At 73.9% G+C, this 26,591-nt stretch carries 26 protein-coding genes; 15 read left to right on the top strand and 11 right to left on the bottom strand.

Translation table 11 applies throughout. The features are described from left to right. Window positions 1-138: 138 nt before the first annotated feature. Window positions 139-1,512, top strand: a complete 1,374-nt coding sequence (locus AB0K65_RS13830; RefSeq protein WP_365716037.1) for a transglycosylase family protein — start codon at window positions 139-141, stop codon at window positions 1,510-1,512. On the opposite strand, the gene AB0K65_RS13835 is transcribed toward AB0K65_RS13830, so the two are convergent. Together AB0K65_RS13835 and AB0K65_RS13840 are read right to left on the bottom strand one after the other, a co-directional pair. Then, a complete protein-coding gene (locus AB0K65_RS13835) occupies window positions 1,393-2,505 on the bottom strand; it encodes a DMT family transporter (protein ID WP_365716038.1) in 1,113 nt (370 codons plus the stop codon). The genes AB0K65_RS13830 and AB0K65_RS13835 overlap by 120 nt on opposite strands. Window positions 2,506-2,622: 117 nt before the next feature. After that, window positions 2,623-3,357 (bottom strand): carbonic anhydrase, encoded by a 735-nt coding sequence (locus AB0K65_RS13840; protein ID WP_365716039.1) that lies wholly within the window; start codon window positions 3,355-3,357, stop codon window positions 2,623-2,625. A 136-nt stretch (window positions 3,358-3,493) separates the two neighbouring features. Between AB0K65_RS13840 and AB0K65_RS13845 the strand changes: the two genes are divergently transcribed. From AB0K65_RS13845 to AB0K65_RS13855, 3 genes are all read left to right on the top strand, one after another. After that, window positions 3,494-4,291 (top strand): (2Fe-2S)-binding protein, encoded by a 798-nt coding sequence (locus tag AB0K65_RS13845; RefSeq protein WP_365716040.1) that lies wholly within the window; start codon window positions 3,494-3,496, stop codon window positions 4,289-4,291. Window positions 4,292-4,351: 60 nt separating this feature from the next. Next, entirely contained in the window at window positions 4,352-5,821 is a 1,470-nt protein-coding gene (locus tag AB0K65_RS13850) for an SDR family NAD(P)-dependent oxidoreductase (protein ID WP_365716041.1), read from the top strand. A gap of 234 nt (window positions 5,822-6,055) precedes the next feature. Continuing rightward, complete coding sequence (locus AB0K65_RS13855) at window positions 6,056-6,226, top strand: hypothetical protein (protein WP_365716042.1); 171 nt, start codon at window positions 6,056-6,058, stop codon at window positions 6,224-6,226. Between the two features lie 84 nt (window positions 6,227-6,310). Here AB0K65_RS13855 and AB0K65_RS13860 read toward each other — a convergent pair whose 3' ends face one another. From AB0K65_RS13860 to AB0K65_RS13875, 4 genes are all read right to left on the bottom strand, one after another. Continuing rightward, entirely contained in the window at window positions 6,311-7,732 is a 1,422-nt protein-coding gene (locus tag AB0K65_RS13860; RefSeq protein WP_365716043.1) for a lipase maturation factor family protein, read from the bottom strand. Between the two features lie 120 nt (window positions 7,733-7,852). Then, on the bottom strand, window positions 7,853-8,017 hold the full coding sequence (locus AB0K65_RS13865) for a hypothetical protein (RefSeq protein WP_365716044.1): 165 nt from the start codon (window positions 8,015-8,017) through the stop codon (window positions 7,853-7,855). A gap of 102 nt (window positions 8,018-8,119) precedes the next feature. Beyond that, window positions 8,120-8,662, bottom strand: a complete 543-nt coding sequence (locus tag AB0K65_RS13870) for a DUF1990 domain-containing protein (protein WP_365716045.1) — start codon at window positions 8,660-8,662, stop codon at window positions 8,120-8,122. Beyond that, entirely contained in the window at window positions 8,659-9,504 is an 846-nt protein-coding gene (locus tag AB0K65_RS13875; RefSeq protein WP_365716046.1) for a YndJ family protein, read from the bottom strand. The genes AB0K65_RS13870 and AB0K65_RS13875 overlap by 4 nt, the downstream gene beginning before the upstream one ends. A 233-nt stretch (window positions 9,505-9,737) precedes the next feature. On the opposite strand from AB0K65_RS13875, the gene AB0K65_RS13880 reads away from it, so the two are divergent. The 8 genes from AB0K65_RS13880 to AB0K65_RS13915 all read left to right on the top strand — a co-directional run bounded on the left by AB0K65_RS13880 (window position 9,738) and on the right by AB0K65_RS13915 (window position 19,870). Further along, a complete protein-coding gene (locus AB0K65_RS13880; protein ID WP_365716047.1) occupies window positions 9,738-10,946 on the top strand; it encodes a DUF6777 domain-containing protein in 1,209 nt (402 codons plus the stop codon). Between the two features lie 253 nt (window positions 10,947-11,199). Beyond that, the gene (locus AB0K65_RS13885) at window positions 11,200-13,197 is read left to right on the top strand and encodes a SpoIIE family protein phosphatase (RefSeq protein ID WP_365716129.1); all 1,998 of its coding nucleotides are present in this window, start codon (window positions 11,200-11,202) and stop codon (window positions 13,195-13,197) included. Window positions 13,198-13,273: 76 nt separating this feature from the next. Continuing rightward, window positions 13,274-14,611 (top strand): wax ester/triacylglycerol synthase family O-acyltransferase, encoded by a 1,338-nt coding sequence (locus AB0K65_RS13890; RefSeq protein ID WP_365716048.1) that lies wholly within the window; start codon window positions 13,274-13,276, stop codon window positions 14,609-14,611. 101 nt (window positions 14,612-14,712) lie between these two features. Next, on the top strand, window positions 14,713-15,588 hold the full coding sequence (locus tag AB0K65_RS13895) for a DNA-formamidopyrimidine glycosylase family protein (protein WP_365716049.1): 876 nt from the start codon (window positions 14,713-14,715) through the stop codon (window positions 15,586-15,588). A gap of 27 nt (window positions 15,589-15,615) precedes the next feature. After that, the gene (locus AB0K65_RS13900) at window positions 15,616-16,377 is read left to right on the top strand and encodes a LytTR family DNA-binding domain-containing protein (RefSeq protein ID WP_365716050.1); all 762 of its coding nucleotides are present in this window, start codon (window positions 15,616-15,618) and stop codon (window positions 16,375-16,377) included. 130 nt (window positions 16,378-16,507) lie between these two features. Beyond that, window positions 16,508-16,927, top strand: coding sequence for a hypothetical protein (locus AB0K65_RS13905; RefSeq protein WP_365716051.1), 420 nt, complete (start codon window positions 16,508-16,510; stop codon window positions 16,925-16,927). A gap of 16 nt (window positions 16,928-16,943) precedes the next feature. After that, window positions 16,944-18,665: a cation acetate symporter gene (locus AB0K65_RS13910; RefSeq protein WP_365716052.1), complete on the top strand. Its 1,722-nt coding sequence runs from the start codon at window positions 16,944-16,946 to the stop codon at window positions 18,663-18,665. Then, window positions 18,662-19,870 (top strand): histidine kinase, encoded by a 1,209-nt coding sequence (locus AB0K65_RS13915; protein ID WP_365716053.1) that lies wholly within the window; start codon window positions 18,662-18,664, stop codon window positions 19,868-19,870. Before AB0K65_RS13910 ends, AB0K65_RS13915 begins: the two co-directional genes overlap by 4 nt. A gap of 38 nt (window positions 19,871-19,908) precedes the next feature. On the opposite strand, the gene AB0K65_RS13920 is transcribed toward AB0K65_RS13915, so the two are convergent. From AB0K65_RS13920 to AB0K65_RS13930, 3 genes are all read right to left on the bottom strand, one after another. Further along, window positions 19,909-20,403, bottom strand: coding sequence for a hypothetical protein (locus AB0K65_RS13920; protein WP_365716054.1), 495 nt, complete (start codon window positions 20,401-20,403; stop codon window positions 19,909-19,911). A 265-nt stretch (window positions 20,404-20,668) separates the two neighbouring features. After that, window positions 20,669-21,082: a PaaI family thioesterase gene (locus tag AB0K65_RS13925; protein WP_365716055.1), complete on the bottom strand. Its 414-nt coding sequence runs from the start codon at window positions 21,080-21,082 to the stop codon at window positions 20,669-20,671. A gap of 4 nt (window positions 21,083-21,086) precedes the next feature. Continuing rightward, a complete protein-coding gene (locus AB0K65_RS13930) occupies window positions 21,087-21,644 on the bottom strand; it encodes a sigma-70 family RNA polymerase sigma factor (protein ID WP_365716056.1) in 558 nt (185 codons plus the stop codon). 262 nt (window positions 21,645-21,906) lie between these two features. Between AB0K65_RS13930 and AB0K65_RS13935 the strand changes: the two genes are divergently transcribed. Further along, a complete protein-coding gene (locus AB0K65_RS13935; protein ID WP_365716057.1) occupies window positions 21,907-23,118 on the top strand; it encodes a CapA family protein in 1,212 nt (403 codons plus the stop codon). A gap of 158 nt (window positions 23,119-23,276) precedes the next feature. Next, the gene (locus AB0K65_RS13940; protein WP_365716058.1) at window positions 23,277-24,128 is read left to right on the top strand and encodes a polysaccharide deacetylase family protein; all 852 of its coding nucleotides are present in this window, start codon (window positions 23,277-23,279) and stop codon (window positions 24,126-24,128) included. A 51-nt stretch (window positions 24,129-24,179) separates the two neighbouring features. Here AB0K65_RS13940 and AB0K65_RS13945 read toward each other — a convergent pair whose 3' ends face one another. Further along, window positions 24,180-24,830, bottom strand: coding sequence for a class F sortase (locus AB0K65_RS13945; protein WP_365716059.1), 651 nt, complete (start codon window positions 24,828-24,830; stop codon window positions 24,180-24,182). 379 nt (window positions 24,831-25,209) lie between these two features. Between AB0K65_RS13945 and AB0K65_RS13950 the strand changes: the two genes are divergently transcribed. Further along, on the top strand, window positions 25,210-25,743 hold the full coding sequence (locus AB0K65_RS13950; protein ID WP_365716060.1) for a hypothetical protein: 534 nt from the start codon (window positions 25,210-25,212) through the stop codon (window positions 25,741-25,743). Between the two features lie 190 nt (window positions 25,744-25,933). On the opposite strand, the gene AB0K65_RS13955 is transcribed toward AB0K65_RS13950, so the two are convergent. Beyond that, window positions 25,934-26,497, bottom strand: a complete 564-nt coding sequence (locus AB0K65_RS13955) for a hypothetical protein (RefSeq protein ID WP_365716061.1) — start codon at window positions 26,495-26,497, stop codon at window positions 25,934-25,936. Window positions 26,498-26,591: the final 94 nt, after the last annotated feature.

Raw genomic sequence — 26,591 nt, forward strand, 5'->3', positions numbered from 1 at the left:
CCCAGCCGGGCCCCGCGGGCCCCTGAGCGGCAGCCGACGCGAGGAAGTCGGGCCCCGCACGGATTGCGTGCGGGGCCTTGTCACGGTCTGTGGATTGCCCGTAACTTGGACGGCTGCTGATGCGCCCAAGGGGGGACCATGGCCTTACGCGGACGACACCGCAGACCGCAGCAGAGCCGGATCAACCGGGCCTCGCTCACGGTCACCGCGAGCGGCGCCGGGATCGCGCTGCCGCTGATCGGCGCCGGCTCGGCCCAAGCCGCCTCCCTCGACGTGTGGGAGAAGGTCGCGGCCTGCGAGTCCTCCTCGAACTGGGCCATCAACACCGGCAACGGCTACTTCGGCGGCCTGCAGTTCAGCCAGTCGACCTGGGAGCGGTACGGCGGCACGCACTACGCCCCGCGCGCCGACCTGGCCTCGAAGGACCAGCAGATCCTCGTCGCGGAGAAGGTGCTCAAGGGGCAGGGCCCGGGAGCCTGGCCGACGTGCTCCTCCCGGGCCGGACTGGCCCGAGGCGGCGACGCGCCGGACGTCCGGCCGGTGTCCCTGCCCGGGCAGCGCGGCTCCGGCGAGCAGGGGACGGTGCGCCGCTCCCCGGCGCCCGCGGCGCAGCAGCCGACGGGCATGAAGCCCCCGGCCGCCACCCCGAAGCCGCCCGCCACCACCACCCCGACCAGCGTGCCGACGGTCCGTGAGATGTACACGGTCGCCCCGGGCGACTCGCTCTCGCGGATCGCCCGCGAGGAGCGGGTGAGGGGCGGCTGGCAGGGCCTGTACCAGGAGAACCGCGCCGTCGTCGGCGGCGACCCCGACCTGATCCACCCCGGACAGCGGCTCACCCTGCGCATCTCCGCGCCGCCCAGGACCCCGCCCGCCGATGCGCCGAGGGTCAAGGCGCCCACGACCAAGGCACCCTCTGCCAAACCGCCGACCGTGACACCCCCGGGCAAGGCGCCCGCGACCAAGGCGCCGACCGCACGGACGCAGCCGGTCACCCGGCCCGCGGCCGGGCCGCCGGCGAAAGCCGTGGCCAGACCCGTCACGAAGCCGGTGAGCAGGCCGGCCACGAAACCCGCCACGAGGCCGGCGCCCGCGCCCCGGGCCGACGACCGCTACAGCGCCCCGGTCTCCGGTTCCCTCGGCACGCGCTACCGCAAGGCCGGCTCCTCCTGGTCCAGCGGCTACCACACCGGGGTGGACTTCCCGGTCCCGACCGGGACCTCGGTCAAGGCGGTGGCCGACGGCAAGGTCGTCTCGGCGGGATGGGGCGGCGCGTACGGCTACGAGATCGTGATCCGCCACGACGACGGCCGCTACAGCCAGTACGCCCACCTGTCCGCGCTCCACGTCCGGGAGGGGCAGCGGGTCGGCGGCGGCCAGCGCATCGCCCGGTCAGGGTCGACCGGCAACAGCTCGGGACCGCACCTCCACTTCGAAGTGCGGACGGGTCCCGGCTACGGCTCCGACATCGACCCCCTGGCGTACCTCCGGGGCCGCGGCGTCTCGATCTGACGCGCGGTGCGACTCCGCGCCCCCGGCGTCCCGACCCGTCCCGCGAGGCCGGGGCCCGGTCGTCCGGATCGTGCCGGGCCGCTCCGGACGGCAGGCGCTACCCGCCCCTGGGCCCGGGTCCGACACCGGATCCGGGCACGGGTCTGGCACCGCGCGCGAGTCCTCCGCCGTCGACAGGCGGTCCGTGGTGAGCTGGACGAGGCCGGCCGCCGTCACGGCGCCGCAGATCAGCGCGGCCACGGTGCCGGCCGCGCCGTAGCGGAAGGTCTCGCCGAACAGCGTCAGGCCCACGGCCGCCGCGACCACCGGGTTGACCACCGTGACCGTGGCCAGCGGCGCCGCGAGGCCCGCGCCCCGGTAGGAGGCCTGCGAGAGCAGCAGTCCGGTGACCGCGAGCGCCGAGAGGACCAGAAGGCTGGGCCACTGCGCGAGCGGCGCGCTCGCCGTCCACTCCACCGCGACCGTCTTCGTGAACACCGAGGCGATCCCGAACGAGACGCCCGCGGCGGCGGCCAGGATCACGCTCCGCAGTACGGAGCGGCCCACCACCCGCGCGGCGGCGAACAGCGCGACGATCACACCGAGCGTCCCGGCGGCGAGGAGCCATCGCTCGCTCCCGTCCAGGGACCGGGCCCCGGCGCCGCCGGTCAGGCTGAGCAGGCCGGCCAGGCCGACCGTGGCCATCACCGCTCCCCGCCAGGCCGTGCGGCCGGCCCGGCGGCCGACGAAGAGCGCCGCCATCGGGAGCGCGAAGACGATCGTGAGCGCGCCCAGGGGCTGCACCAGGCTGAGCGGACCGTAGGCGAGCGCGGCCACGTGGAGCGCCGCTCCCAGGCCGTTGAGCAGCACCGACCCCCACCAGGCCGGGTTGCGCAGCGGGGCGTACGCGTGACCGCCGACGGTGGCCGCCACGCGCTCCTGCACGATCGCCGCGGCCGCGTAGGCGACCGCCGAGACCAGTGACAGGAGCACGGACAGCAGGAGGGGGTTCATACCTTCAACGATCGCTCCTTTCGGTGTTCTCGTCGTCGTACCTGGGAACCCCATCCGACGTACTGCCGTCGCAGTACGGGGCCGTCGCGTACACCTTGAGATGTACGGCGCCGCAGGTCAGGAGGGGTGGAAAGCGACCTTTCCGGTATCCAGGTCGAAGCGGGCGCCGACGACCAGGGCCTCGTCGAACGCCTCATCCCGAGCCAGTCGACGCCGTATCCGGTCCACATTGGCCCGCACCGTGTTCTCCACCCAGTCGCCCGGCAGGCCGCGCGCCTCCCGCGCGGCCGGGGCGATCTCCTCGACGATCCGGGCGAGGTGGCCCTCGGCGGGCTTTCCGGTGCAGACGTACTCCACCGCCGCCGTCACGGCCCCGCAGCGCTCGTGGCCGAGCACGACCACCAGCGGAACGCCCAGCTCGGCGACGCCGAACTGGATCGAACCGAGTACGGCCTCGTCGAGTGCCTGTCCGGCCGACCGTATCGCCAGCAGGTCGCCGAGCCCCTGGTCGAAGACCAGCTCGGGCGGCACCCGCGAGTCGACGCAGCCGAGTGTCAGGGCGAAGGGGTGCTGGGAGACCGCGACGGCCGCGCGCCGGGTGGCGTCCTCGTGCGGGTGAATCTGCCGCAGGGCCGCGAACCGGGCGTTCCCGGCCCGGAGTTCGGCCAGCGCGCGCGCCGCGGCCGGCGGCTTTCCGGTGCGGGTGCGGGTCGACCGGGCGGCCGCGGCCCGCGCGGTGGGAACGCCCGCGGCGACGGCGGCGGCCGTGAGGGTCAGTACCGCCCGCCGCCGGGGCACGGACGTCCGTGCGGCAGGGAAGGGGGAGGGTGACGGGGAAGGGGAAGTGGTCATGCGCCCGAGCGTTACGGTGATCAACGGGCACCGGGACCGGCTTGGTCCGGTCATGACTCGATCATGACCGGGTGTGACCCAGTTTTGACCGCACCCATGCCGAGGGTGGGGCGGAACGCGAAGGGGGAGAGTGACGGTGGATCTCGTCGAGAGCGCGTCGGTGGGCGGCTTCTTCGCGCTGCGGACGACCGCGCCGGGCGGAGGCACCGCCCCGCCGGCCGCGTCCACCGCCCTGCCGGCCGCCCGCACCGCCTCGCCGGCCGCGTCCACCGCCCCGCCGGCCGCCGGCACCTCATCCCCGCCGCTGGCCCGCCTGTACGCGGGACACACCGGCCCCCTGACCGCCCGCGTGGACACCGTCGCCGCCCGCATTCGCACTTCCGAGCGACGGGTGGCCGCCTCGCTCGCCCACCTCGGGCTCGCGGCCCGGCTGTGGTCGGTCGCCCTCGGGCCCGCGGCGCTCCACGGCCGGTTCCCCGACCTCGACCCCGGGCACGTGCACTGGGACGGGACGGCCACCTCGCCCGACGACCTGTGGTGGACGGGCACCGCCACGCGTCCCGGCACGGTGGCGGAGCTGCGCGAGGCCGTCCTGGAAGCCCATCTCGTCCCCCTGGCCCACGCCTTCCGGGCGGACGGCCGGATCGCGCCGCGGCTGCTGTGGGGAAACGCCGGCTCGGCCCTGGCCGGCGCCCTGCGCGAACTGGTCCGGTGGTCCCGCGCGCGGGGCCGCCCGGACGTCGGCGAACGGGCCGCGGCCCTGGTCTCCGGGCTGTTCGCCCACCCGGACCTCGCCCGCACCGTCCGGGGCCCGGCCCTGCGCAGGACCACCTGCTGCCTCTACTACCGCTCGCCCCAGGGCGGTCTCTGCGGCGACTGTGTGTTCGAACACCCTCCCGCCACAGGTTTGGAGTCACGGCCTCCGGCTCCGTAAAGTTCCTCTTTTGAGAGATGGCGCGCGCGAGCGTACGAGCGATCGAGGAACGGCGAAGGCATGACGGTGACTGAAGAGACCCAGGAGTACGGGCCGGGCATCGACCCCGAGCGCCTGGCCGTCTGCCTGAGCGTCCTCGACGAGCTCGACAAGCTCGACGTCGACCACCCCGACGCGGTCGCCGTGCGCCGCGCCACCGCCGGGATCTACCGGACCGTGAAGCAGCGCCGCCGCCAGGAGCGCCGGGCCGCCAAGACCGCACACGACAAGGCGGTCACCGAGTCCACCGCCACCGGCTCCGCCCAGCGGATCGACGACGAGACCGAGGGCATCCTGCCCTCCTCCGTCACCGAGGCCGGGCAGATCGCCGGGATACTCCAGCGCCCCCGCTCCTGCTACATCTGCAAGACGCGGTACACCGAGGTGGACTACTTCTACCACCAGCTCTGCCAGCCCTGCGCCGCGGAGAACCGTGCGCGGCGGGACGCCCGCGCCGACCTGACCGGCAAGCGCGCCCTGCTCACCGGCGGCCGCGCCAAGATCGGCATGTACATCGCGCTGCGGCTGCTGCGCGACGGCGCCCACACCACCATCACCACGCGCTTCCCCAACGACGCCATCCGGCGCTTCAAGGCGATGCCGGACAGCGACGAGTGGATCGGCCGCCTCAAGGTCGTCGGCATCGACCTGCGCGACCCCGCCCAGGTCGTGGCGCTCGCCGACTCGGTCGCGGCGGAGGGCCCGCTGGACATCCTCATCAACAACGCCGCCCAGACCGTACGCCGCTCGCCGGGCGCTTACAGCGAGCTGGTCGCCGCCGAGTCCGCGCCGCTGCCGGCCGGCGAGCTGCCGCCCGCCCAGATCATCGGCACCTTCGGCTCCGGAGCCGTCGACACCATCCCGGCCCTGCCCTCGGCCCGTCGCGGCGACGCGCTGACCGCGAAGGACGTGACCGAGCTGGCCCTCGTCGGCGGCTCGGCCTCCCTGGAGCGGATCGCGGCCGGTACCGCGATCGACGCCGGCGGTCTGGTCCCCGACCTGCACGACACCAACAGCTGGATCCAGACCGTCTCCGAGGTCGACCCGGTCGAGCTGCTCGAAGTGCAGCTGTGCAACTCCACCGCGCCCTTCATCCTGATCAGCCGGCTCCGCCCGGCGATGGCGGCCTCCGCCTCGAAGCGCACGTACGTCGTCAACGTCTCCGCGATGGAGGGCGTCTTCAGCCGCGGCTACAAGGGGGCGGGCCACCCGCACACCAACATGGCCAAGGCCGCGCTCAACATGCTGACGCGCACCAGTGCCCAGGAGATGTTCGAGTCCGACGGCATCCTCATGACGGCCGTCGACACCGGCTGGATCACCGACGAGCGCCCGCACCCGGACAAGATCCGGCTCGCCGAGGAGGGCTTCCACGCCCCCCTCGACCTGATCGACGGCGCCGCCCGCGTCTACGACCCGATCGTGCGCGGCGAGGCGGGCGAGGACTTGTACGGCTGCTTCCTGAAGGACTACGCCCCCGCCAACTGGTAGATCGCTCACCCGTATGGCATTCACCCGATCGCGTCACACTTTTGAGCCCCATAGAGCGCGAGGGCGCTCATTTGGTTAGTCTGATGTCGACGGTCGGCCACCAGGGTTTCACCAAACCCTCACGGCCGGCCCGGGGACTGGCCTGCCACCAAGGCCGCGGTCCCGCCCGAGAACGGCGCCACCGCGACCGACCGGCCAAGCCCTCATTGGTAACGCGACACAAGGGAGTGCGCGGTGACACCAGAACTGACGAAGCAGGACCAGCGACCGGCCGAACGTCCGGAGCGGCCACGGCGGTCCGGAGAGCTGGGCAGCCTGGAGGTGTGGGCCCGCTCGGCCCCCATCCGGCTGGCAGGCTACGAGGACGACCTCGCGGAGCCGCACATCCTGCCCGGTATCGACTGAGTCGCGATCATCGCTTCGCCCTGTGCCCCCGTCCGGATTCCGGCCGGGGCACAGGCGTGTCCGGCGGGCCCGGCCCGCTCGCGTTCACCGGGCGCGCGTCTCCCGCAGCCGGACCGGCGGCGCGTACTCCCGTACCAGCGTCCGGTGCCACCACGCCCCGGTCTCCCTCAGTTCCCGCCAGGTCGTGTACCGGTAGCGGTAGAGCCGCGCCCGGACGTGGACCGGCGGCCGTTCGGGGAAGGGGTTGTGGCGCAACAATCGCAGGGTGTGCCGGTCGCCTTCGAGCAGCCGCTCGAGGAAGGGCCCGAACCAGTCGCGCGCGTAGCCGGGGGAGAGCGCCGCGAACCACATCAGCCAGTCGAGTCGCAGATGGTACGGGGCGAACTGGCGGGGCATCCGCCGCGGGTCGCCCGGCTTGCCCTTGAAGCCGTACTCCCGCCAGTCGGTGCCCGGGTGTGGCGCCGGGTCGTCCGTCCCCTCGATCACGATCTCGTCCCGCACGCGGCCGATCGAGCCGAAGGCGCCGTACGTGTTGACCAGGTGGAACGGGTCGTACGAGCGGTTCATCGCCTGGCGCTTGGAGAGGAGATTGCGGGCCGGGCGGTAGCCGAGGGCGAGGAGCAGGGCCGTCGCGGCCACGACCACGACGACGTACCAGAGCGGCGGATCGGGCCGCGGGTGCTCACCGACCAGTGACGAGCCGTCCACGGCGGAGAGCGCGAGGACGATCGTGATCCAGTTCAGCCAGGCGAAGTTGCCGGAGAGCACCAGCCACAGCTGGGTGACCACCATGAGACCGGCCGCGACCGTCGCCACCGGCTGGGGAGCGAAGAGCAGCACCGGGACGACCAGCTGGACGACGTGGTTGGCGGCCGCCTCGACGCGGTGCAGGGGCCGCGGCAGACGGTGGAAGAACCAGCTGAGCGGCCCCGGCATCGGCTGCGTCTCGTGGTGGTAGTACAGGCAGGTCAGGTCGCGCCAGCAGCGGTCGCCGCGCAGCTTGATCAGTCCCGCCCCGAACTCCACGCGGAAGAGCAGCCAGCGCAGCAGGAACAGCACCAGGACCGGTGGCGCGGTGTCGTCGTTGCCGAGGAAGACGGCGAGGAACCCGGTCTCCAGGAGCAGCGACTCCCAGCCGAAGCCGTACCAGGTCTGGCCGACGTTGACGATGGAGAGGTACAGGGCCCACAGCGCCGCCCACAGGAGCATCGAGACCGGGAGCGGGACGGCGTCTCCCGCGCCCGCCGCCAGGGCGAGCGCCAGCGCCGCCCCCGTCCAGGCGACCAGGGCGAACAGGCGGTCGGAGTAGCGCCAGTGGAAGATGCTGGGGGCCCTGCGTGGGTCCACCCGGCGGACGTACTCCGGTACGGGGGTCATCCCCCGCTCTCCGATCAGGGCCCGGAACTGCAGGGCGGCCGAGAGGAACGCCACGAGGTAGAGCCCGGCGAGCCCGCGCTGGAACACGATCCGGCTCAGCCAGTAGTCGGGTGCGGTGAACCACTCCATCCCCTCCAGTATCGGACCCGAGGGGCCGGGGTTCACCCCGTCCCGTCATCGGAGCCGCGCGCGCCGCCGCCCGTCGCGCCCCGCCCGCCACGGCCCACCGGCCCTGCGCGGGCCGGTGGGTCAGCCCTTCCCCTCGTCGTCCGCGGTGCGCTCGCCCTCCGCCTGGGACGGCGTGGTGCGCAGGGTCTGCGGATGCCGTTGCGTCCGTTCCTGGGCGTCCATGTCCTCGTCGAGCCGCTCGCCCTCGGCCTGCGAGGGACTCGTGTATTCGTCGTACTGGCTCATCGCCGGCTCCTCGGATGGGGAGGGGTCTGCCTGCAACCACCGCGGACGGGACCTAGGTCTGTAGAGGCCTACCAAAGGAGCGTAACGCCCGGCGTGTCTCCTTCACCCCTCGACGACGCGCCGCAGGGTGCGCCCGAGGTGGCGGGCGTAGGCGTGCTGGAGGAGCGGGATCAGGGGCCCCGCGAGGCGGGTGTACCAGGCGGCGGGACGGCTGAACGCGGTGACCGTGAACCAGACCGAGCCGTCGGCGTGCAGGTCCACGACGAAGGACTCCTCGCCGCGCTCGGGGTGCCGGCCCCGGGTGCCGTACGCGAAGCCGCCGCGGTCCTCCTCGTACGCCGTCCACACCACCTCGCAGGGCGCGGCGAGGCGGAGGGGGCCGGCGCCGACGGAGACCTCGACGAGGGCGCCCGGCTCGGCGCGGTCGGCCTCGCTGCGGACCCGGGCGCCCGAGGAGCGGTGCATCCGCCAGGTGGTGACGGCCGCGGCGGCGGTCTCGAAGGCCTCGCGGCCGTGCCCGACGCGGGTGGTGTGGTGCAGGTGGTGATAGCCGGCGGGCAGAGAGCCCGACGCCGTGGCGCCGACCTCGGGGTAGTTCGGGCCTGTGGGGGAGGGGGTGGCGAAGGTGCGGATCAGTCGGGTCATGACGCGGTCTCCGATCGGGGCGGGAGGGTGCGCAGCCGGCGCCAGGCGAGCACCGAGCACAGCGCGAAGCCGAGGGCGTTGGCAAGGCCGTGCGTGGCGGCCATCCAGGTGAGGCTGGGGTGGGGCAGTCCGGTGGCCTCGCCCAGTGCCCAGCTCAGGGCGAGCAGCATGGTGGCGACGAGGACGGCCGCCGAGGAGGCGAGGAGGGAGCGGGTGACCGGGTCGGTCACGCCGGTGCGGACATCCCGCCAGGTCAGCAGGGCGACCGCCCACATCCCCGCGGTGAGGACGACCGCTCCGGCCAGCTCGGCCCAGTCGTCCACGAAGTAGCCGAGCAGGACGAGCAGGGTGCCGAGCGGGACGCTGAGGGCCGCGAACCGCGCGGTGGGGCCCGGGGAGGCGCGGCAGACCAGGCCGGCCACGAGAGCGGCGGCGAAGCCCGCGAAGTGGAAGTGGGGGACCGTGAGGGCGAGGATCTCGAGGTCGAAGCCGAGGAGCTCGTGGCCGGCGCGTTCGGCGACCAGGGCCAGTCCGGCGACCGAGGGGGCCGCCAGGGCGGTGAGCACGGCGATCTCGCCGGGGGCGAGGGAGCCCGTCGCGGCGAGGCGGAGCGGTGCGTGCAGCGCCAGTGCCAGCGTGGCCAGGGCGTAGACGCCGGCGAGGGCGGTCGCGGCGGGGCCGCGGGGAAGCCAGAGGGCGACGGCGCCGGGAAGGGCGAGCAGCGGCCAGAACCGGGCCAGGCGGCGCAGCCCGGCGGGCTGGGGGCCGTCGATCAGCCGGAGTCCCGCCGGGACGACGACCAGCATGCCCAGCATCACGATCAGTCCGACCAGCACGGACATGCCGCCACCCCCTGTTGAACGTGTTCAAGTGCCACTGTCGAGCGTAGACCTTGTCTTGAACGTGTTCAAGCAGTCGGGGCCGGCTCCGTACCCGGAGCCGGCGGGGCCATCGAATGGCCGCACTCCGATGGCGGGAGCGGTCGGGATGGGACAGACATGAGGGAATGCCCCGGGTGCGCCGAACGCCCTCGGGGCGAAGCAAGCGGCTCGGGGCGAAGAGGCGGGAGAAGCACGTGCGCTCACCCCTACGGCGGTCACGTCCGCCCCTCCCCGCGATCACCGCACTGGCCTCCGTCCTGCTGGTCGCGGGATGTTCCTCCGGCGGCGCGAGCGGTGGCGCGGGGACCGAGGAGCCGACCGCCGCCTTCGGGGAGGTCCTCCTCCAGTCGGCCACGGCCCAGGGGCCCGACCCCTTCACCGCCTCCACCGCACTGACCACCACCGTCGCGGCGGGGACGACCGCCCGGGCCCAGGCGCCCGCGTCCCCGGCGCCCGCCCGAGGGCGGGCGCTGCGCGAGGTCACCGGCTCCACCCCCGGCCTCTACGGCGGCACCCGCTCGGTGGCCAGCTGCGACGTCGAACGGCAGGTCGCCCTCCTCACCGAGAACCCGGCCAAGGCGCGGGCCTTCGCCGAGAGCGCCGGTGTTCCGGAGGCCGGCGTCGCCGACTGGCTGCGCGAACTCACCCCGGTGCTGCTGCGCACCGACACCCGGGTCACCGGCCACGGCTACCGGGCCGGCGAGGCCGTCCCCTTCCAGGCCGTCCTCCAGACCGGCACGGCGGTCCTCGTCGACGGCTACGGGGCTCCCCGCGTCCGCTGCGCCTGCGGGAACCCCCTGCGTTCGCCCGTCGACGACAAGGGGGCCGCGCACAGCGGAAGACCCTGGAGCGGTTACCGCCCCGACCGGGTCGTGGCCGTCACCCCGACCACCACCGTCATCGGCAGCCTGGTGATCGTGAACCTCGCCGACAACACATGGATCGAGCGCCGCAGCGGGTCCGACGGCGAGGGGGACCGCGACCCCGACGTCCTGCCCCCCTGCGATCCGGACGAGTGCGACCTCGTCGCCGCACCGCCGAGCCCGCCGACCGGCCGGGACGCCCCGGACGCGCCGCCCCGGAGCCAGGTGCCCCCGGGCGTTCCCACGCCCCCGCCCGACGGCGGCACGGGACGGGCGCCCGGCGACCCGGAGGACGGCCCGCCGTCCGCGCCGGAGCCGCTGCCCGAGCCGCCGCCGGGACAGGAGCCGCCCCCCGGCCCGGATACGCCCCCGGAGCAGGGCGTGCCGAGGGAGCCCGACGCGCCGACGGGACCGGATCAGGACGTTCCGCTGCCCGACGACCTGCCCGAGAACCTGCCCGACGACCTGCCCGAGGGTCTGCCCGAGGACCTCTTCCCGGACGACCCGGGAGCCCGGCAGCCGGAGACCTTCGAGGGCTGACCTGGAAGGTGGGGTGCGCCCCGGTCGCGCCCTCACGGGCGCCGCCGCCGTGCCGCACCCTCCGGTCCGCGCCCACCGTCCGCGGCCGTCGTGACCCGCCGCGTGATCCTGCCGTGCGCGAGGCCGGACCTGCGCCTAGCGTGGCCCCATGGACGCGGGCAGAGGGGGCGAGGCGGCGGAGAGCTGCCGCTGCGGAACAGGGGCAGGGGGTGTGACGTGCTGCTTCCTCCGCACCTTCGGCCAGGAGTTCGGGATGGGCGGATTCGACTGGGATCTGACCACCGGGACCATGACCATGGACGAGGGCGCGCTGACGGTCTTCGACATGCGCCCCGACGAGTACGACGACGATCCCGCCACCCTCGGCGCCCGTGTGCTGCCCGACGAGGGCCGTCGGCTCGACACGCTCGTCACCCACGCCCTCAAGGACGGCAGTGACCGCTACGGCGCCTACTTCCGCATCCGCCGCCGCGACGGCAGCCAGCGCTGGACCCACACGCAGGGCATCATCCACCGCGACGAGACGGGACGCCCCCGGCGGATCCTCGGCATCATCCGCGACGCCTCGGAGGAGCTGACCGAGTCCGCCGCCCGGCTCGGCCTCGACGAGGGACGGCGCAAGCGTACGAGCGTCGTCGAGAGCACCACCGCGGCGCTCGCCCACGCCCGGACCGTCACGGACGTCATCGACCTGCTGAACGACTCCCACGGCCTGGAGTACTTCGGCGCCACCAGCCTGGTCATGGGCCTGCTCGAATCCGGCCGGATCCACCTCGTCGCCGAGGGCCCCGTCGGCGCCTTCGTGCCCGGCACCCGCTTCACCCGGGTGGACGAGCCGTACCCGATGGGCGAGGTGATCCGTACCCTCGCGCCCCGGTTCATCGACTCGCCCGAGGACTTCGCGCGGTCCTACCCGCTCCTGTGGCCCCACATCAGCGGTCTGGGCATCACCTCGGCCGCCTACCTGCCGCTGATCGCCCAGGCCCGCCCGATCGGCGCGCTCGGCCTCCTCTACAGCGACAAGACCGGCTTCAGCGCCGACGAGCGCAATCTGCTGGTCGCGCTCGGCAGCAGCATCGCGCAGAGCCTCCAGCGGGCCATGCTCTACGAGCAGGAGCACGACCTGGCCGAAGGGCTCCAGCAGGCGATGCTGCCGCGCCGGATCCCCGACGTGCCGGGAGCGCACATAGCCGTCCGCTACCGCTCGGCCCGTCTCGGCCGGGACATCGGCGGTGACTGGTACGACGTCATCCCGCTCCCCGGAGGCCGGGTCGGCACCGTGATCGGCGACGTCCAGGGACACGACACCCACGCGGCGGCCGTCATGGGCCAGCTGCGGATCGTGCTGCGGGCCTACGCCGCCGAGGGGCACAATCCGGCGACGGTGATGGCCCGGGCCTCCGTCTTCCTCCACGAACTGGACACCGAGCGCTTCGCCACCTGTACGTACGCCGAGGCTGACCTCTCGACCGGCGTCGTGCAGCTGGTGCGCGCGGGCCATGTGAACCCCCTGATCCAGGACGCCGACGGCGGCTGCCGCAAGCTCGCCGTGGAGGGCGGGCTGCCCCTCGGGCTCTCCGCGGAGTTCGGACGACTGGACTATCCGGTGACCGCCCTGGAACTGGACCCCGGCCAGACCCTGGTCCTCTACACCGACGGCCTGGTGGAGGCGCCCGGATCGGATCTCGACGAAGGGATGCACTGGCTCGCCTCCCTCGTACGGCGCGGGCCGCGCGACCTCCAGCAGCTCGCCGACCACCTGTGCGACAGCGTGGACGAGCGGGGCGGCGACGACGACGTGGCGATCCTGCTGCTGCGCCGGGAGGGGGCGTACTTCCCACGGCCCGGCGGCCGGCTCCAGCAGCACGTCGGGCAGAGCGACCCGGAGGCTCTGAGCTCCGCCCGCCACATGATCAGGGCCGCCGTGAAGGCCTGGGGCGGCGGCGACCGCTCCGACGAGATCGAGCTGGTCGCCGACGAGCTGATCACCAACGCGCTGATGCACACCGACGGAGGGGCGATCGTGACCCTGCGGATGCTCGAGGGCCCCGAACGGCGGCTGCGGGTGGAGGTCGAGGACCGCTCCAGCGCTCTGCCCAGGCGCCGGGAGGCGGGGGACGCGGGCGTCTCGGGACGCGGGCTCCTGCTCGTCGACCAGATCTCGGACGTCTGGGGCGTGGAGTCGCGAGGCAGCGGCAAATGCGTCTGGTGCGAATTCGGAGTTAACCCTGTGTATACAGATCGTACTTGACCGTAACAGACCGTCCGCGATTGACTTCGGGCTTCCGCTGCCTTTCCGGACACACGACCCTGGACATGAGGATGCGTTGAGCACCGAGCTTCTGGCACCCCTCGATCTGGCCTTCTGGCACCTCGAATCCACCGACCACCCCATGCACCTGGGCGCCCTGGCCCACTTCGGCCCGGCACCGGACGGCACCGACGTCCTCGACCTGCTCGCCCGCCGGGCGGCGGCGATCCCCCGGCTGCGCATGCGGGTCCGCGACGTCTGGCTGCCCGTAGGAGGCGCGGCCTGGGCGTCGGACAAGGACTTCGACGTACGACGGCACGTGCGCCGGATCGTCCTGCCGGGCGCGGACTTCGCCGACGAGGCCGCCCGGCTCGCCGGCGACCTCATGGAACGCCCTCTGGAGCGCGGGCGCCCCCCGTGGGAGATGTTCCTCCTCACCGGCGCCCCCGACGGTTCCTTCGCCGTCCTGGTCAAACTCCACCACGCCCTCGCGGACGGCCTGCGGGCCGTCGCCATCGGCGCCGGGATCTTCGACGAGATCGCCGCCGCCCGCGGGGCCGGCCGGCGGCGGGTCCGCCCCGTGCCCCCTCGCTCCTGGCTCCCGGGTCCCGGCCGGATCGTCGGCGCCGCCCGCGACCGGATCGAGGACCTCGGCCGGGCCGTGGAGGTCGGCGCCAGCGTGCTCCGCGCCAGCCGGCTGGACCCCCGGGGCGCCACGGCACTCGCCGCCCAGTCCAGCGGGACCAGACGGGTGGCCACCGCCGCCCTGGACCTCGACCGGATCCAGCGGGTGCGCCGCGCCTCGGGCGGCACCGCCAACGACGTGCTGCTCGCCGTGGTCGCCGGGGCCCTGCGCCGCTGGCTCGAGGGACGCGGGGAACCGCTCCCCGGCGTGGACCCGCGCGCCCTCGTCCCCGTCTCGCGCCGGCGCCCGGGATCCGCGCCGGCCACCGGCAACAGCCTGTCCGCGTACCTCCTCGCGCTGCCGGTCACCGAGTCCGACCCGGGCGCCCGGCTGGCCGCCGTACGACGGGGGATGGAGCGCAACAAGGCCGACGGGCCGCTGCGGGGCGCCGGCGCCGTCGCCGTGCTCGCCGACCAACTCCCGCCGCTCGCCCACCGCTTCGGGGCGCCGCTGGCCTCGGGAGCCGCCCGCCTCCTCTTCGACGTGCTGGTCACCAGCGTGCCGCTGCCCCGCTCGGCCCTCTCCCTCGGCGGCGCCCCGCTGCGCGAGCTCTATCCCATGGCGCCGCTCGCCCGCGGTCAGTCCCTCGCCGTCGCCATGTCCCCCTACGGCGGACGGGTCCACGTCGGCCTGGTCGCCGACGGCAAGGCCGTCCCCGACCTCGACGCCCTCGCCGACGCCCTCGGCGACGAACTCGACCTGCTGGACCGGGCGGACGGCGGCCGCTGACCGCGGGGACGGCGGGAGCGGCGGGGCGGCGCGGGGACGACGGCCGGCGGGCGGGAGCCGTCGAACGCGCGGCGCGGGCCCGCTTGGGGCAGGGTGGAGCCATGCCCGAACTGCCCGAGGTCGAAGCGCTGCGAGAGTTCCTCGACGAGCATCTCGTGGGCAAGGAGATCGCCCGCGTCATCCCGGTCGCGATCAGCGTGCTCAAGACGTACGACCCTCCACTGGGCGCCCTCGACGGTGCCGAGGTCGTCTCGGTCGCCCGGCACGGCAAGTTCCTCGACATCGAGACCGCCGGCACCACCGGCGAGCTGCTGCACCTCCTGGTCCATCTGGCCCGCGCGGGCTGGCTCCAGTGGAGGGACCCCCTGCCCTCGGGACCCCCGCGTCCCGGCAAGGGCCCCCTGGCCCTGCGCACCGCGCTGATCACGGGCGAGGGCTTCGACCTCACCGAGGCCGGCACCACCAAACGCCTCGCCGTCCACCTCGTCCGCGACCCCCAGGACGTGCCCGGCGTCGCCCGCCTCGGACCCGACCCGCTCGCCGCCGGGTTCGACCTCGCCTCGTTCGCCGCGCTGCTCGCCGGGGAGCGGCGCCGGCTCAAGGGAGCCCTGCGCGACCAGAGCCTGATCGCGGGCATCGGCAACGCGTACAGCGACGAGATCCTGCACGCGGCGAGGATGTCCCCCTTCAAGCCGACCCAGAACCTCACCGAGGCGGAGACCGCCGTCCTGTACGAGGCGATGCGCACCACCCTGCGCGAGGCCGTGGAACGCTCGCACGGCATCGCGGCGGGCAGGCTGAAAGCGGAGAAGAAGAGCGGTCTGCGCGTCCACGGCCGCACCGGCGAGCCGTGCCCGGTCTGCGGGGACACCATCCGCGAGGTGTCCTTCAGCGACTCCTCGCTGCAGTACTGCCCGACCTGCCAGACCGGCGGCAAGCCGCTCGCCGACCGCCGGATGTCCCGACTGCTGAGATAGCCCGCCGCCCCGCCTACACTCCGCTGCATGCTGCGCGTACTGGCCGTCGACGACGAAGAGCCGGCCCTCGGGGAACTCCTCTACCTCCTGCGTGCCGACCCGCGGGTCCGCAGCGCCGAGGGAGCCACCGACGCGACCGAGGCGCTGCGCAGGATCGGGCGGGCCCTGGAGGCCGGCCCCGACGGCGAGGAGGCCGTCGACGTCGTCTTCCTCGACATCCACATGGCCGGTCTCACCGGGCTCGACGTCGCCCGGCTGCTCGCCGGGTTCGCCCGGCCGCCGCTGATCGTCTTCGTCACCGCCCACGAGGGCTTCGCCCTCCAGGCCTTCGACCTGAAGGCGGTCGACTACGTCCTGAAGCCCGTGCGCAGGGAGCGGCTCGCCGAGGCGGTCCGACGCGTCCACGACCTGGCCCACGTCGCTCCGGCGGCCCTCGCGCCCGGCGGCGCGCCGGAACAGATACCGGTGGAACTGGCGGGTGTGACCCGTTTCGTCGCCGTCGACGACATCGACTACGTCGAGGCGCAGGGCGACTACGCCCGCCTGCACACCCGGGACGGCAGCCACCTCGTCCGCATCCCGCTGTCCACCCTGGAGGAGCGCTGGTCCGCCCGGGGGTTCGTCCGGATCCACCGCAGTCACCTCGTGGCCCTCGACCGGATCGACGAGCTGCGCCTGGACGGCGGCGCCACCTCCGTCCGGGTCGGTGCCGCCGAACTCTCCGTGAGCCGCCGCCACGCCCGTCACCTGCGGGACCTGCTGATGCGGCGGGCGGCCGGCCGCCCCTGACCCCCGGCCCGCCCGTTCCGCCCGCCCTTCCGAGCCTTCCGCCCGTGCCCCCCCACGCGTCTACCGTCCGTGATCGCTTCTGCGTAGACTCACCCGCCCAGCGGACGAAGAGAGGCGGGAGCGGACGCCGATGCCCGAGCAGGAGCCACCGCCGCGCCGGCCGCGGCGCGAGACCGTCACGTACGCCTCGGCCGTGCGCGACGGAGCGACCGCCGTGCCCGGGCAGGTGCCGGGCCACCGCCCCGCCCCCCGGCGCGCGGCCGGGCACCCGCCCGCGCGCTTCGAGATCAGCGAGCAGACCACCCTCGGCCACACCTACGTCCGCTCCCTGATGCGCAGCCAGCTGAGGGCCGCGCTCACCGCACTCGGCGCGCTCGCGCTGCTCGTCGGCTCGCTGCCCCTGCTGCTCGCGCTCCCCGCTCCCGAGGCCGTCGTCTGGGCCGCCCTCGGCGTCGGCGTGTACCCGGTCATCTGGGGCGTCGCCCGCTGGTACGTCCGCCGCGCCGAACGCAACGAACGGGACTTCACCGGTCTCGTCGAGGGCCGCTGAGCCCGGGGGAACGGACGTGAACCACACCTACGCGGTGGCCGCGGTCACCGCCGTCGTCGTGGCGACCGTGCTCATCGGCGCGCTCGGCCTGCGCATATCCCGCACGACCTCGGACTTCTACGTCGCCTCCCGGACCGCCGGCCCGGGGCTCAACGCCGCCGCCATCAGCGGCGAGTACCTCTCCGCCGCGTCCTTCCTCGGCATCGCCGGCCTCGTCCTCGTCCAGGGCCCCGACATGCTCTGGTACCCCGTCGGCTACACCGCCGGCTACCTCGTCCTGCTCGTGCTGGTCGCGGCCCCGCTGCGCCGCTCCGGGGCGTACACCCTCTCCGACTTCGCCGAGGCCCGGCTCGAATCTCCGCCCGCCCGCCGTCTCGCCAGTCTCTTCGTCGTCGGGATCGGCTGGCTCTATCTGCTGCCCCAGCTCCAGGGCGCGGGGCTGACCCTGGAGATCCTCACCGGCGCCCCCGACTGGGTCGGCGGACTCCTCGTCGCCGTCGTGGTCACCGGCATCGTCGCGGCCGGCGGCATGCGCAGCATCACCTTCGTCCAGGCGTTCCAGTACTGGCTCAAGCTCACCGCCCTGCTCGTGCCCGCGCTGTTCCTCGCCGCCGCCTGGTCGGGTGACGACGCGCCCCGCGTCCGCTTCGACGCCCCCGCGGTCTTCCGCGAGCACACCGTCGTCCGTGTCGCCGACACCGTACGCATCGAGGTCGACACCCCGCTGACCCTCACCGTCACCGGCCGGATCGACGCCACCGCGTACGAAGGGCGGTCCGTCACGCTCCCCGAGGGCGCCCACCGGGTCGAGGGCGGCACCGAACTCGCCTTCCCCGAGGGGGCCGCCGTCCCCGCCCGCGCCTCGACCGGCGCCGACCCGCTCGGCTGGTCGCAACCGCTGGCCGGCGGGCGGGACGGGCACCAGCTGTACGCGACGTACGGGCTGATCCTCGCCACCTTCCTCGGGACCATGGGGCTGCCCCACGTCGCCGTCCGCTTCTACACCAGTCCGAACGGCCGCGCCGCCCGCCGCACCACCCTCGTCGTGCTCGGGCTGGTCGGCGTGTTCTACCTCCTGCCGCCGGTGTACGGAGCGCTGGGCCGGATCTACGCCCCCGAACTGGCCCTCACCGGGGACGCCGACGCCGCCGTGCTCGTCCTGCCGGAGCGGATGCTCGGCGGGGTGCTCGGCGATCTTCTGGGCGCGCTGCTGGCCGGCGGCGCCTTCGCCGCGTTCCTGTCCACCGCCTCGGGACTGACCATGTCGGTGGCGGGCGTCCTCACCCAGGACGTGCTGCCGTCCCGCGGCGTACGGCACTTCCGCCTGGCGGCCCTCCTGGCCACCGCCGTGCCCCTGGCCGTCGGGGTCATGGCGTCCGAGGTCCCGGTCGCGGACGCCGTCGGTCTCGCCTTCGCCGTGTCGGCCTCCTCCTTCTGTCCGCTCCTGGTCCTCGGCATCTGGTGGCGGCGGCTGACCCCGCCCGGGGCGATGGCCGGTCTGCTGCTCGGCGGAGGGTCGGCGCTCACCGCGGTGATGGCGACCCGGGCCGGACTGCCCGCCGAGGGCTGGGCGCACACCCTGATGGCGTGGCCGGCCGTCTGGTCGGTCCCGCTGGGCTTCGTGACCATGGTGCTGGTCTCGCTGGCCACCCCCGGGCACGTGCCGGCCGGGACCCCCGCGATCCTGGCCCGGCTGCACCTGCCCGAGGACCTGCTGCGCGAAGGAGCCGGCCGGTGACCGGGACCGCCCTCGCGGCCGCGTGCGCCGCCGCGGCCGTGCTGCTCGCCGCCGGATTCGTCCTCGGGCGGCTCGCCGCCCGGCGCGGCGCACGGGCCGCCGACCCCGACCTCGGGACCCCGGTCGAGCGGGCCACGTTCCACACCCTGCACACCGCCTCGCTCGCGGCGCCGCCCCTGCGCGCGGGCCTGACCGAGGACACCGCCCGCAAGGCCGTCCGGCGCCTGCGGTCCCTGCTCGGCACCGAGGCGCTCTGCCTCACCGACCGCTCCACCGTCCTGGCGTGGGACGGGCCGGGCGAGTCCCACCACCGCGACCACGTCCTGGAGCAGGTGGCCGAGACCCTCGCCTCCGGCCGCAGCCGCTCCGCCCACACGGGGTGCGCGCAGGACGAGTGCCCCCTGCGCTGGGCGGTGATCGCCCCGCTCACCGGTGAGGACGGCGTGCTCGGAGCGCTCGTGGCCTACGGCTCACGGGAGTCCGCCGTCCTCGTGCGGGCCGCCACCGAGGTCGCGCGCTGGGCCTCCGTACAGCTGGAGCTGGCCGAGCTCGACCGGTCGCGGACGCGGGTGGTGGAGGCCGAGATCCGTGCCCTGCGCGCGCAGATCTCCCCGCACTTCGTCTTCAACTCCCTCGCCGCGATCGCCTCCTTCGTCCGCACCGACCCCGAGCGGGCGCGGGAACTCCTCCTGGAGTTCGCCGACTTCACCCGCTACTCCTTCCGCAGGCACGGGGAGTTCGCCCAGCTGGCCGACGAACTACGCGCGATCGAGCAGTACTTGGCGCTCGCCGGGGCCCGGTTCGGCGAACGGCTGAAGGTCACCCTGCAGATCGCCCCCGAAGTGCTTCCGGTGGCCCTGCCGTTCCTCTGCCTCCAGCCGCTGGTCGAGAACGCGGTCAAGCACGGCCTGGAGGACTCCGTGGACGACTGCCGGGTCACGATCGCCGCCCGTGACGCGGGCGCGGAGGCCGTGGTGACGATCGAGGACGACGGGGTGGGCATGGACCCGGAGGTGCTGCGCGCGATCCTGCGCGGCGAACGTCCCTCGGGCTCCGGGATCGGTCTGTCGAACGTCGACGAGCGGCTGCGCCAAGTCTACGGGGCGGAGTACGCACTCGTCATCGAGACCGGCGCCGGTGCGGGGATGAAGGTGACGGTGCGGATCCCGAAGTACCGGGCGGGAGTCCACCCGACGGCCCGCTGAGGTGCCGACGGCGGGGCCCTGGCTGGACGGCGGCGCCGTCAGTAGAGGTGCAGGGCCAGGTGACCCAGTGGCAGCCCCAGTTTCCAGGCGGGCATCCAGACCTGCTCCGACTCGTCGACGCGGAAGGCCGGCGAGAGGGGCGGCAGCCCGCCCAGGTCGGCCGCCCGGATCTGGGTCGCCTCCAGGAGCCGCCAGGTCTCGCGGGCCAGGGCGAGGTCGGGCCCCTCGGCGCCCGCCCGGGTCAGCGCGTCGAGCCGTTCACGCACCCACTCGGGCCAGGGCTGGTCGTACGCGGTCCGCGTGATCCACTCGTCGAGCCGGTCCGCACGGCCCGTCCGGGCCGGGGCGTCCGCGCTCTCGCAGAGATGGATGGTGAGGGCCAGCGTCCGCTGTCCGGCCCGGTACTCCAGGGACCCGGGCTCGACCAGACAGCTCGTGCGCAGCAGATCACCGGCTGTGAACTCGGCACACAGCCAGGCCATCGGGACGGCGAGCCCGCCTCCGCTGGTGCCGTTCGTACTCTCGGGCAGCAACGCTCCCACCTTCTCCGGACGTGTCGTGTCGGTCGAGGACCCCGAGGACGAGCCTCCACCCAAGAAGACGCGCGCGGGTCGCTCTTTACTCAACTCGCCGGTGTGGTTTCGGATACGTTCTCCCGCCGCATCGGTGCTGGTGGGAGAGACGGGGCCAGGCCGGACGCCCGTGACGGGTGGGACGGGGAGCGTGCGGAGGCGCGGGTCGGCGGCGGCGCGACGGCGAGGACCGTGCGGAGTCCTCTGTCCGGCGGGGCGGGCCGGTTCAGCCGAGCAGGGCGTACACGGCCGTCGCGTGCGCGGCGGTCTCGTCCGTCCCCTCGGCCGTCATCGCGATGTCCGCGAAGGCCATCCGCTTGCCCGCCTTGGTGAGGCGCGCCCGCACCAGGACGTCCGTTCCCAGGACGGCGCGCTGGAAGCTGATGGACTGCTGGACGGTCGTCATCGGCACGAAACCGCCGCGGGCGGCACAGACCGCGATCACCGTCGCCGTGTCGGCCGCCGCCATCAGCGCCTGCCCGGACAGGCCGCCGCCCTCGCGGGCCAGCCGTTGCGACCAGGGGAGACGCAGGACCGCCTCCCGGACGTCGAGCGAGACCACCGAGAGGCCCAGGTCCAGCACCCACGGGGCGAAGTTGTCGGCGAGTACCTTTTCGGCGGCGGCGAGAGTCAGCGTCACCCGGTCATTGTGGGGCCCCGGCCCTCGGCCGGGCAACGCCCCCGCGCCGGGGACGGTACCCGGGCAGGCACCGCCCGAGCTGCCGCAGTGCGTAGTGCGAGCGGGACTTCACCGTCCCGGCGGGGATGCCGAGGTCGGCCGCGGCCTCGTTGACGGTCAGGCCGTGGAAGTAGAGCCGGACGAGCACCGCCCGGTGTTCCGGGCTGAGGCCCCGGACGGCCGCCCGCACGTCGAGCGCGGCGACCGCCGACTCGGTGACGTCCGCCGGGTCGGGCGTGGCGGCGAGCATCCCGTCGCCGATCTCGGCGGGCCTGGCGAGCCGGGAGCGCCGGGCGTCGATGGCGAGGCGCCGGGCCACGGTGAACAGCCACGGACGCATCGACTCGTAGGGGCTGTCGAACGCCTCGGGGTGGAGCCAGGCCCGCACGAGGGTCTCCTGCACCAGGTCCTCGGCCCGTTGCTGATCGCCGTGGGTCAGCTGGAGCAGGAAGCCGAAGAGGGCCTGGCCGTGATCACGCTGGAGCTCCGCCAGGGCACGCTCGTCGGTCGTCGCCGTTGTCATGCTGCACACCTCTCCCGCCGGCTCGTCATCCCACGGGGCGTATCCGAACGTATGCGGGCGGCAGGGGACAGGGAACGCACACGTCCGTGCGACGAGCGGTCGCACCGAGCGGCGAATGGTGCGGTGAACGGTCACACGGAAGCGCTGCGTCCGTTTCAGCGGGGTTTGGAAAGGTTCGCGGCTTTGTCCCTTGACTGTGGCTTATATCCGCTGTGAATTCATCAGGACAGATGTTCGTCCGATGAACGGCGGAGTCCGGCACATGACCCAGCGCACGAGACGACGGGCGGTGGCCCTCGCCGCCCTCCTGCTCACCGCGGCGACCGGCTGTGCCGGCGCGGCCCGTACCACCGGAGCGCCGCCCGCCGGGCAGGACTCCCCGCCTCCCGGCACGCCCCCGCCGACGGCCTCCTCGGCCGGGGCCGGCGGGGCCTCGGCCCGTACGGGCTTCACCCTCGTCGCCTCCGGGGACGTCCTGCCCCACTCCTCGGTCATCCGGCAGGCCGGCATCGACGCGAACGGCCAGGGCTACGACTTCCGGCCGATGCTCTCGGGCGTCAAGCCCGTCGTCTCCCGGGCCGACCTGGCCATCTGCCACATGGAGACGGTGTACGGGGAGGAGGGCGGCCCCTACACCGGCTACCCCGCCTTCAAGTCGCCGCCCGAGATCGCCGCCGCCCTCAAGGACACCGGCTACGACTCCTGCTCCACCGCCTCGAACCACACCCTGGACGACGGCGTCGCGGGACTCGGCCGTACGCTCGACGCGCTCGACCGGGCCGGTGTGCGGCACGCCGGTTCCGCCCGCTCCGCCGACGAGGCCGCGCGCCCCACGCTCCTGAAGGCCGGCGGCGCGACCGTCGCCCAACTCGCCTACACCTACGGAACCAACGGATACCCGCTGCCCGCGGGACAGCCCTGGGCCGTCAACCTGATCGACGAGCAGCGGATCATCGCGGACGCCAGGGCGGCCCGGAGGGCCGGCGCCGACGTCGTCGTGGTCAGTCTCCACTGGGGTACCGAGTGGCAGACCGCCCCGGACGACACGCAGCTGACCCTCGGCAGCTCCCTCACCGCCTCGCAGTCCGCGGGCCGCCCCGACATCGACCTCATCCTCGGCACGCACGCGCACGTGCCCCAGGCGTACGAGAAGGTCAACGGCACCTGGATCGTCTACGGCATGGGCGACCAGATCGCCGGCGACATGATCAATTACCAGGGGGCCTTCGACCCGCGCGGCAACCAGGGCACCCTCGGCCGGTTCACCTTCTCCCCGCCCGCCGCACCGGGCGCGCGCTGGGAGGTCACCAAGGCCGAGTTCATCCCCCAGTGGTTCGACACCTCCCGGGGCCGGGTGGTCAACCTCAACGCAGGGCCCGAGGCGGGCGGCGGCAGGACCGCCGTGCGCGACACCATCCGCGAGGTCGTCCTCGGCCGTGGCGCGGACAACGACGGGCTGGTGATGGGGGAGTAGCGCCGCGCGAACCCCGCCGGCCGGGGGCCGGGCCTCGCGGCGCGCGCCGCCGCGGTCCCGGTCCGGGGATGCGCCGGCTATCGGCTCATCGGGTGTTTTCGGCGGGGCGGCCGGTGTGGACGAGGCGCACCGACCATCGCCCATGCGAGTCATTAGTCATGAAAAAGGATCAGATTCCCAAAGGGCGCCGTGCGGTGCTGCGCATCGCCGCCGCCCTGGGGGCCACCGCCACGGTCGGCGTCTTCGCGTCGGAACGCGCCGCCACGCCCGTACGGCCCGGGGGCCCGGCATCCGGGTCCGCCGGCGCCCTCGGTGCCGGCGGACCGGCGAGCGGCCGGGCGAAGCCCTCCTCGTACCGGCTCCAGCCGATGACCGCCTACGCGCCCCCCACCCTGCGCAGGGCGCTCCCCCCGGTCAGGCAGCGGCCGTTCCTGAAGATGTCCGGCGTCGGCCGCTCGTTGGTGCTGACCTTCGACGACGGGCCCGACCCCCGCTACACCCCGGAGATCCTCGCCACCCTGCGGCGCTACGGCTGCCGGGCGATGTTCTTCGTCTGCGGGGAGATGGCGGCCGGCAACCGTGACCTGCTGCGGGAGATGGCCGCGGACGGCCATGTGGTGGGCAACCACTCCTGGTCCCATCCCCTCATCCCCAAGCTGCGCCCCTCCCGCATCCGGGACGAGCTCGGCTCCACCAGCGACATCGTCGAGCGGACCCTGGGAACCGCGCCCCTGTGGTACCGCGCACCCTTCGGGGCCTGGAACCGGCATTCGTTCGAGATCGGCGCCGAGCTGGGGATGGAGCCGCTCGCCTGGACCGTGGACACCCTCGACTGGAAGGAACCGGGCACGGACAGCATCGTGCGCCGGGTCCTCGACGGCGCGGCGCCCGGCGTCGTGGTCCTCTCGCACGACGCGGGCGGCAACCGCTCCCAGAGCGTGGCCGCGCTGAAGCGCTATCTGCCGGAGCTGCTCGACGCGGGCTACAGCATCACCGTGCCCCGGCGCTGACCGCGTGCGAACAGGCCCCCGGCACGGCGCCGGGGGCCTCTTCGCACGCGGTCAGCGCGAGCCGACCATGCGGGCGTAGACCACGACGTTCCCGGAGTAGCCCTGGGTCCGGGAGTAGCCGCCGCCGCAGGTGATGACCCGCAGCTCGGGCTCGCCGGTGTCGGCGTAGACCTGAACGCCGGGGAAGTTGTCCTTGGCGTACACCTCGACGCCGTAGACCTCGAAGACCGCGACCCGGCCGTCGAACCGCTCCACCTCGATGTGCTGACCCTTCTCCAGCGAACCGAGGCCGTAGAAGACCGCGGGACCGGCCTGGTTGTCGACGTGGCCGACGATGATGGACGTGCCGCGCTGCCCGGGCGCGATGCCGTTCTGGTACCAGCCGGCCAGGTTGGGGTCCTCCGGGGGCGGCGCCGCGATCCAGCCGTTCGCGTCGAGGCCCACGTCCATGACGGGGGCCGCGACCCTGATGGAGGGGATCTTCACCCGGGACGCGGGGGCGAACGGCAGCGGCTCCAGGCCGGGGGCGGGCGGAGCCCCGATCCGGGTGTCGGGAGCCGCGGCGGCGGCGGGCTGCGGAGGGCCGGGCTCGGTGTCGACCCCGTTGCGCATCATCGCCAGGCCGGACAGCATGACGAGCGTCAGGACGCCCCATGGTTGGCGTCTTCTGCGCTCAAAGACGCTGAAGTCCTTGGGGCTCATGGATCTCCCTTCGAGGCATCGTCGAAACGGTAAGGGCGGCGGGCCGGACCGGCGATCAGGGAAAGGCGAACGGGTGGCGGGCGCCTCCCGGCCGGGCGAGCGGCCGTCCGGCAGGCGCCGGAGCTCAGTGGTACCTCAGGGCGGGCCGGGTGACGAGAACGATGACCCATACGAGTAATCATCAGATAAGCGTCCTGACGGTCTGTGACCTGCGGCTCCGTCAGGTTCACCGGCCCTTTTCCCGGCGTGTCGCCTCACCGGGGTGGACCAGTGCCGAGATGCGTCGACTGTCCCAAGTGGTGATGGTTCGTCATGGAAGGCGTACTCGTCGAATTTCCCGGGGCACCGCTTTGGGGCGTCTTCCACTGGAGGTTCAACCATGCGTGCTGCACGCACTCTGGCGGTGGCCGCCACCGCGATCGCGGCGGCCGGGCTCGCGGCCCCCCTCGCCGCCGCCACGAACGGTCCCGGCAGCGTCACCCTCGGCTCCTCCGTGGTCCAGCGGGGAGGGGACGGCTCGAGCAACGTCACCGTGACCCCCTTCGCGGTCCACCAGGGGTCGACCCTCACGATCACCGTCCGGGGCTGCTCCGGTGGCGGCACCGTCTCGTCCGCCGCCTTCCCGACGACCACCCTCTCGGCGAACCACGACGGGGTCTCCAGCGCCGTCGCCCGCATCCACAACAACGCCCCGCTCGGTCAGCAGACCCTGACCGTCCGCTGCAACAACAACAACCGGGTGTTCACGCAGCAGTTCCGCGTGCTGGCCGGGCAGGGTGCCCAGGGCGGTATCGGCGGTTCGCTGGCGCCGAGCTCCACGGAGATGGCCCTCGGCGGTTCGCTCGTCGCCGCGGCCGCGCTCGGCGGTGGTCTCTTCATCGCCCGCCGCCGCCGTACCGGCGCCGCCGTCTGACCGGCCGAACCTCCCGGCGCCCACCACGCCCGTCGCCCCCGAGTCCTGGTCGGACAGGACTCGGGGGCGACGGACGTCTGCGGTGGTCGGTCGGTTCGGTCTCCGTGGTCGGTTCCGTTTCCGTGGTGCCTGGTGCCTGGTGCCTGATGCGGGTGGGGCCGGGTGCCGGTGGGAGACACCGTCCCCGCCGTCAGTGACGCCGGGCCCGGTCGAGATCGGCCCGGCGGCGCCGTACGACGACGACCAGGCCGGTGGTGGCGGCGACGACGAGACCGGCGCCCGCGGCCAGGGTGACCGTGTCGATCCCGCCGACCGAGCCGCCCAGGCCGCCCTGCACGCCGCGAGGCGGGGTGAGCACGGTCGAGTTGGCCGTCGGGGTCGCCGTGGTGCCGCTGATGGTCAGGGTGACGGTCTCCTGGACGCCGCCGGTGCAGTTGAACGAGACCGTGTAGACGGCGCCCCGCTTGGCGTCCTGGTCCACCACGGCGGTGGCCGTGGATCCGGGGGCGATGGTCACGGTGTCGAAGATGCCTGCCGAGGCGGTCGCGGTACTGCGGCAGCCCGGCGCGCTGAGCGTCACCCGGCCACCGGGAGCCACCAGCGAGGGGGAGACGACGAAGTCGCCCGGAGCCTTGGCTCGGGGCGCCTTGGGGGCGGGTGCGGGGGCGCCGTCCGCAGCCGAGGCGAGGGGAGCGGCCAAGGCGAGGGCGGCCGCCCCCAGAAGGGCAGTGGACGCGGCACGTATCGCGCGCATGGGTGTCCTCCGGGTCCGTGAGGCGCAGCCGCGGAAGGATTTCCGCGAAAGGACATGAAATGCACCTCGATGCCCGAAACGTTAGAAGCGCACT

Source organism: Streptomyces sp. NPDC053755 (assembly GCF_040677675.1).
GTDB lineage: Bacteria > Actinomycetota > Actinomycetes > Streptomycetales > Streptomycetaceae > Streptomyces.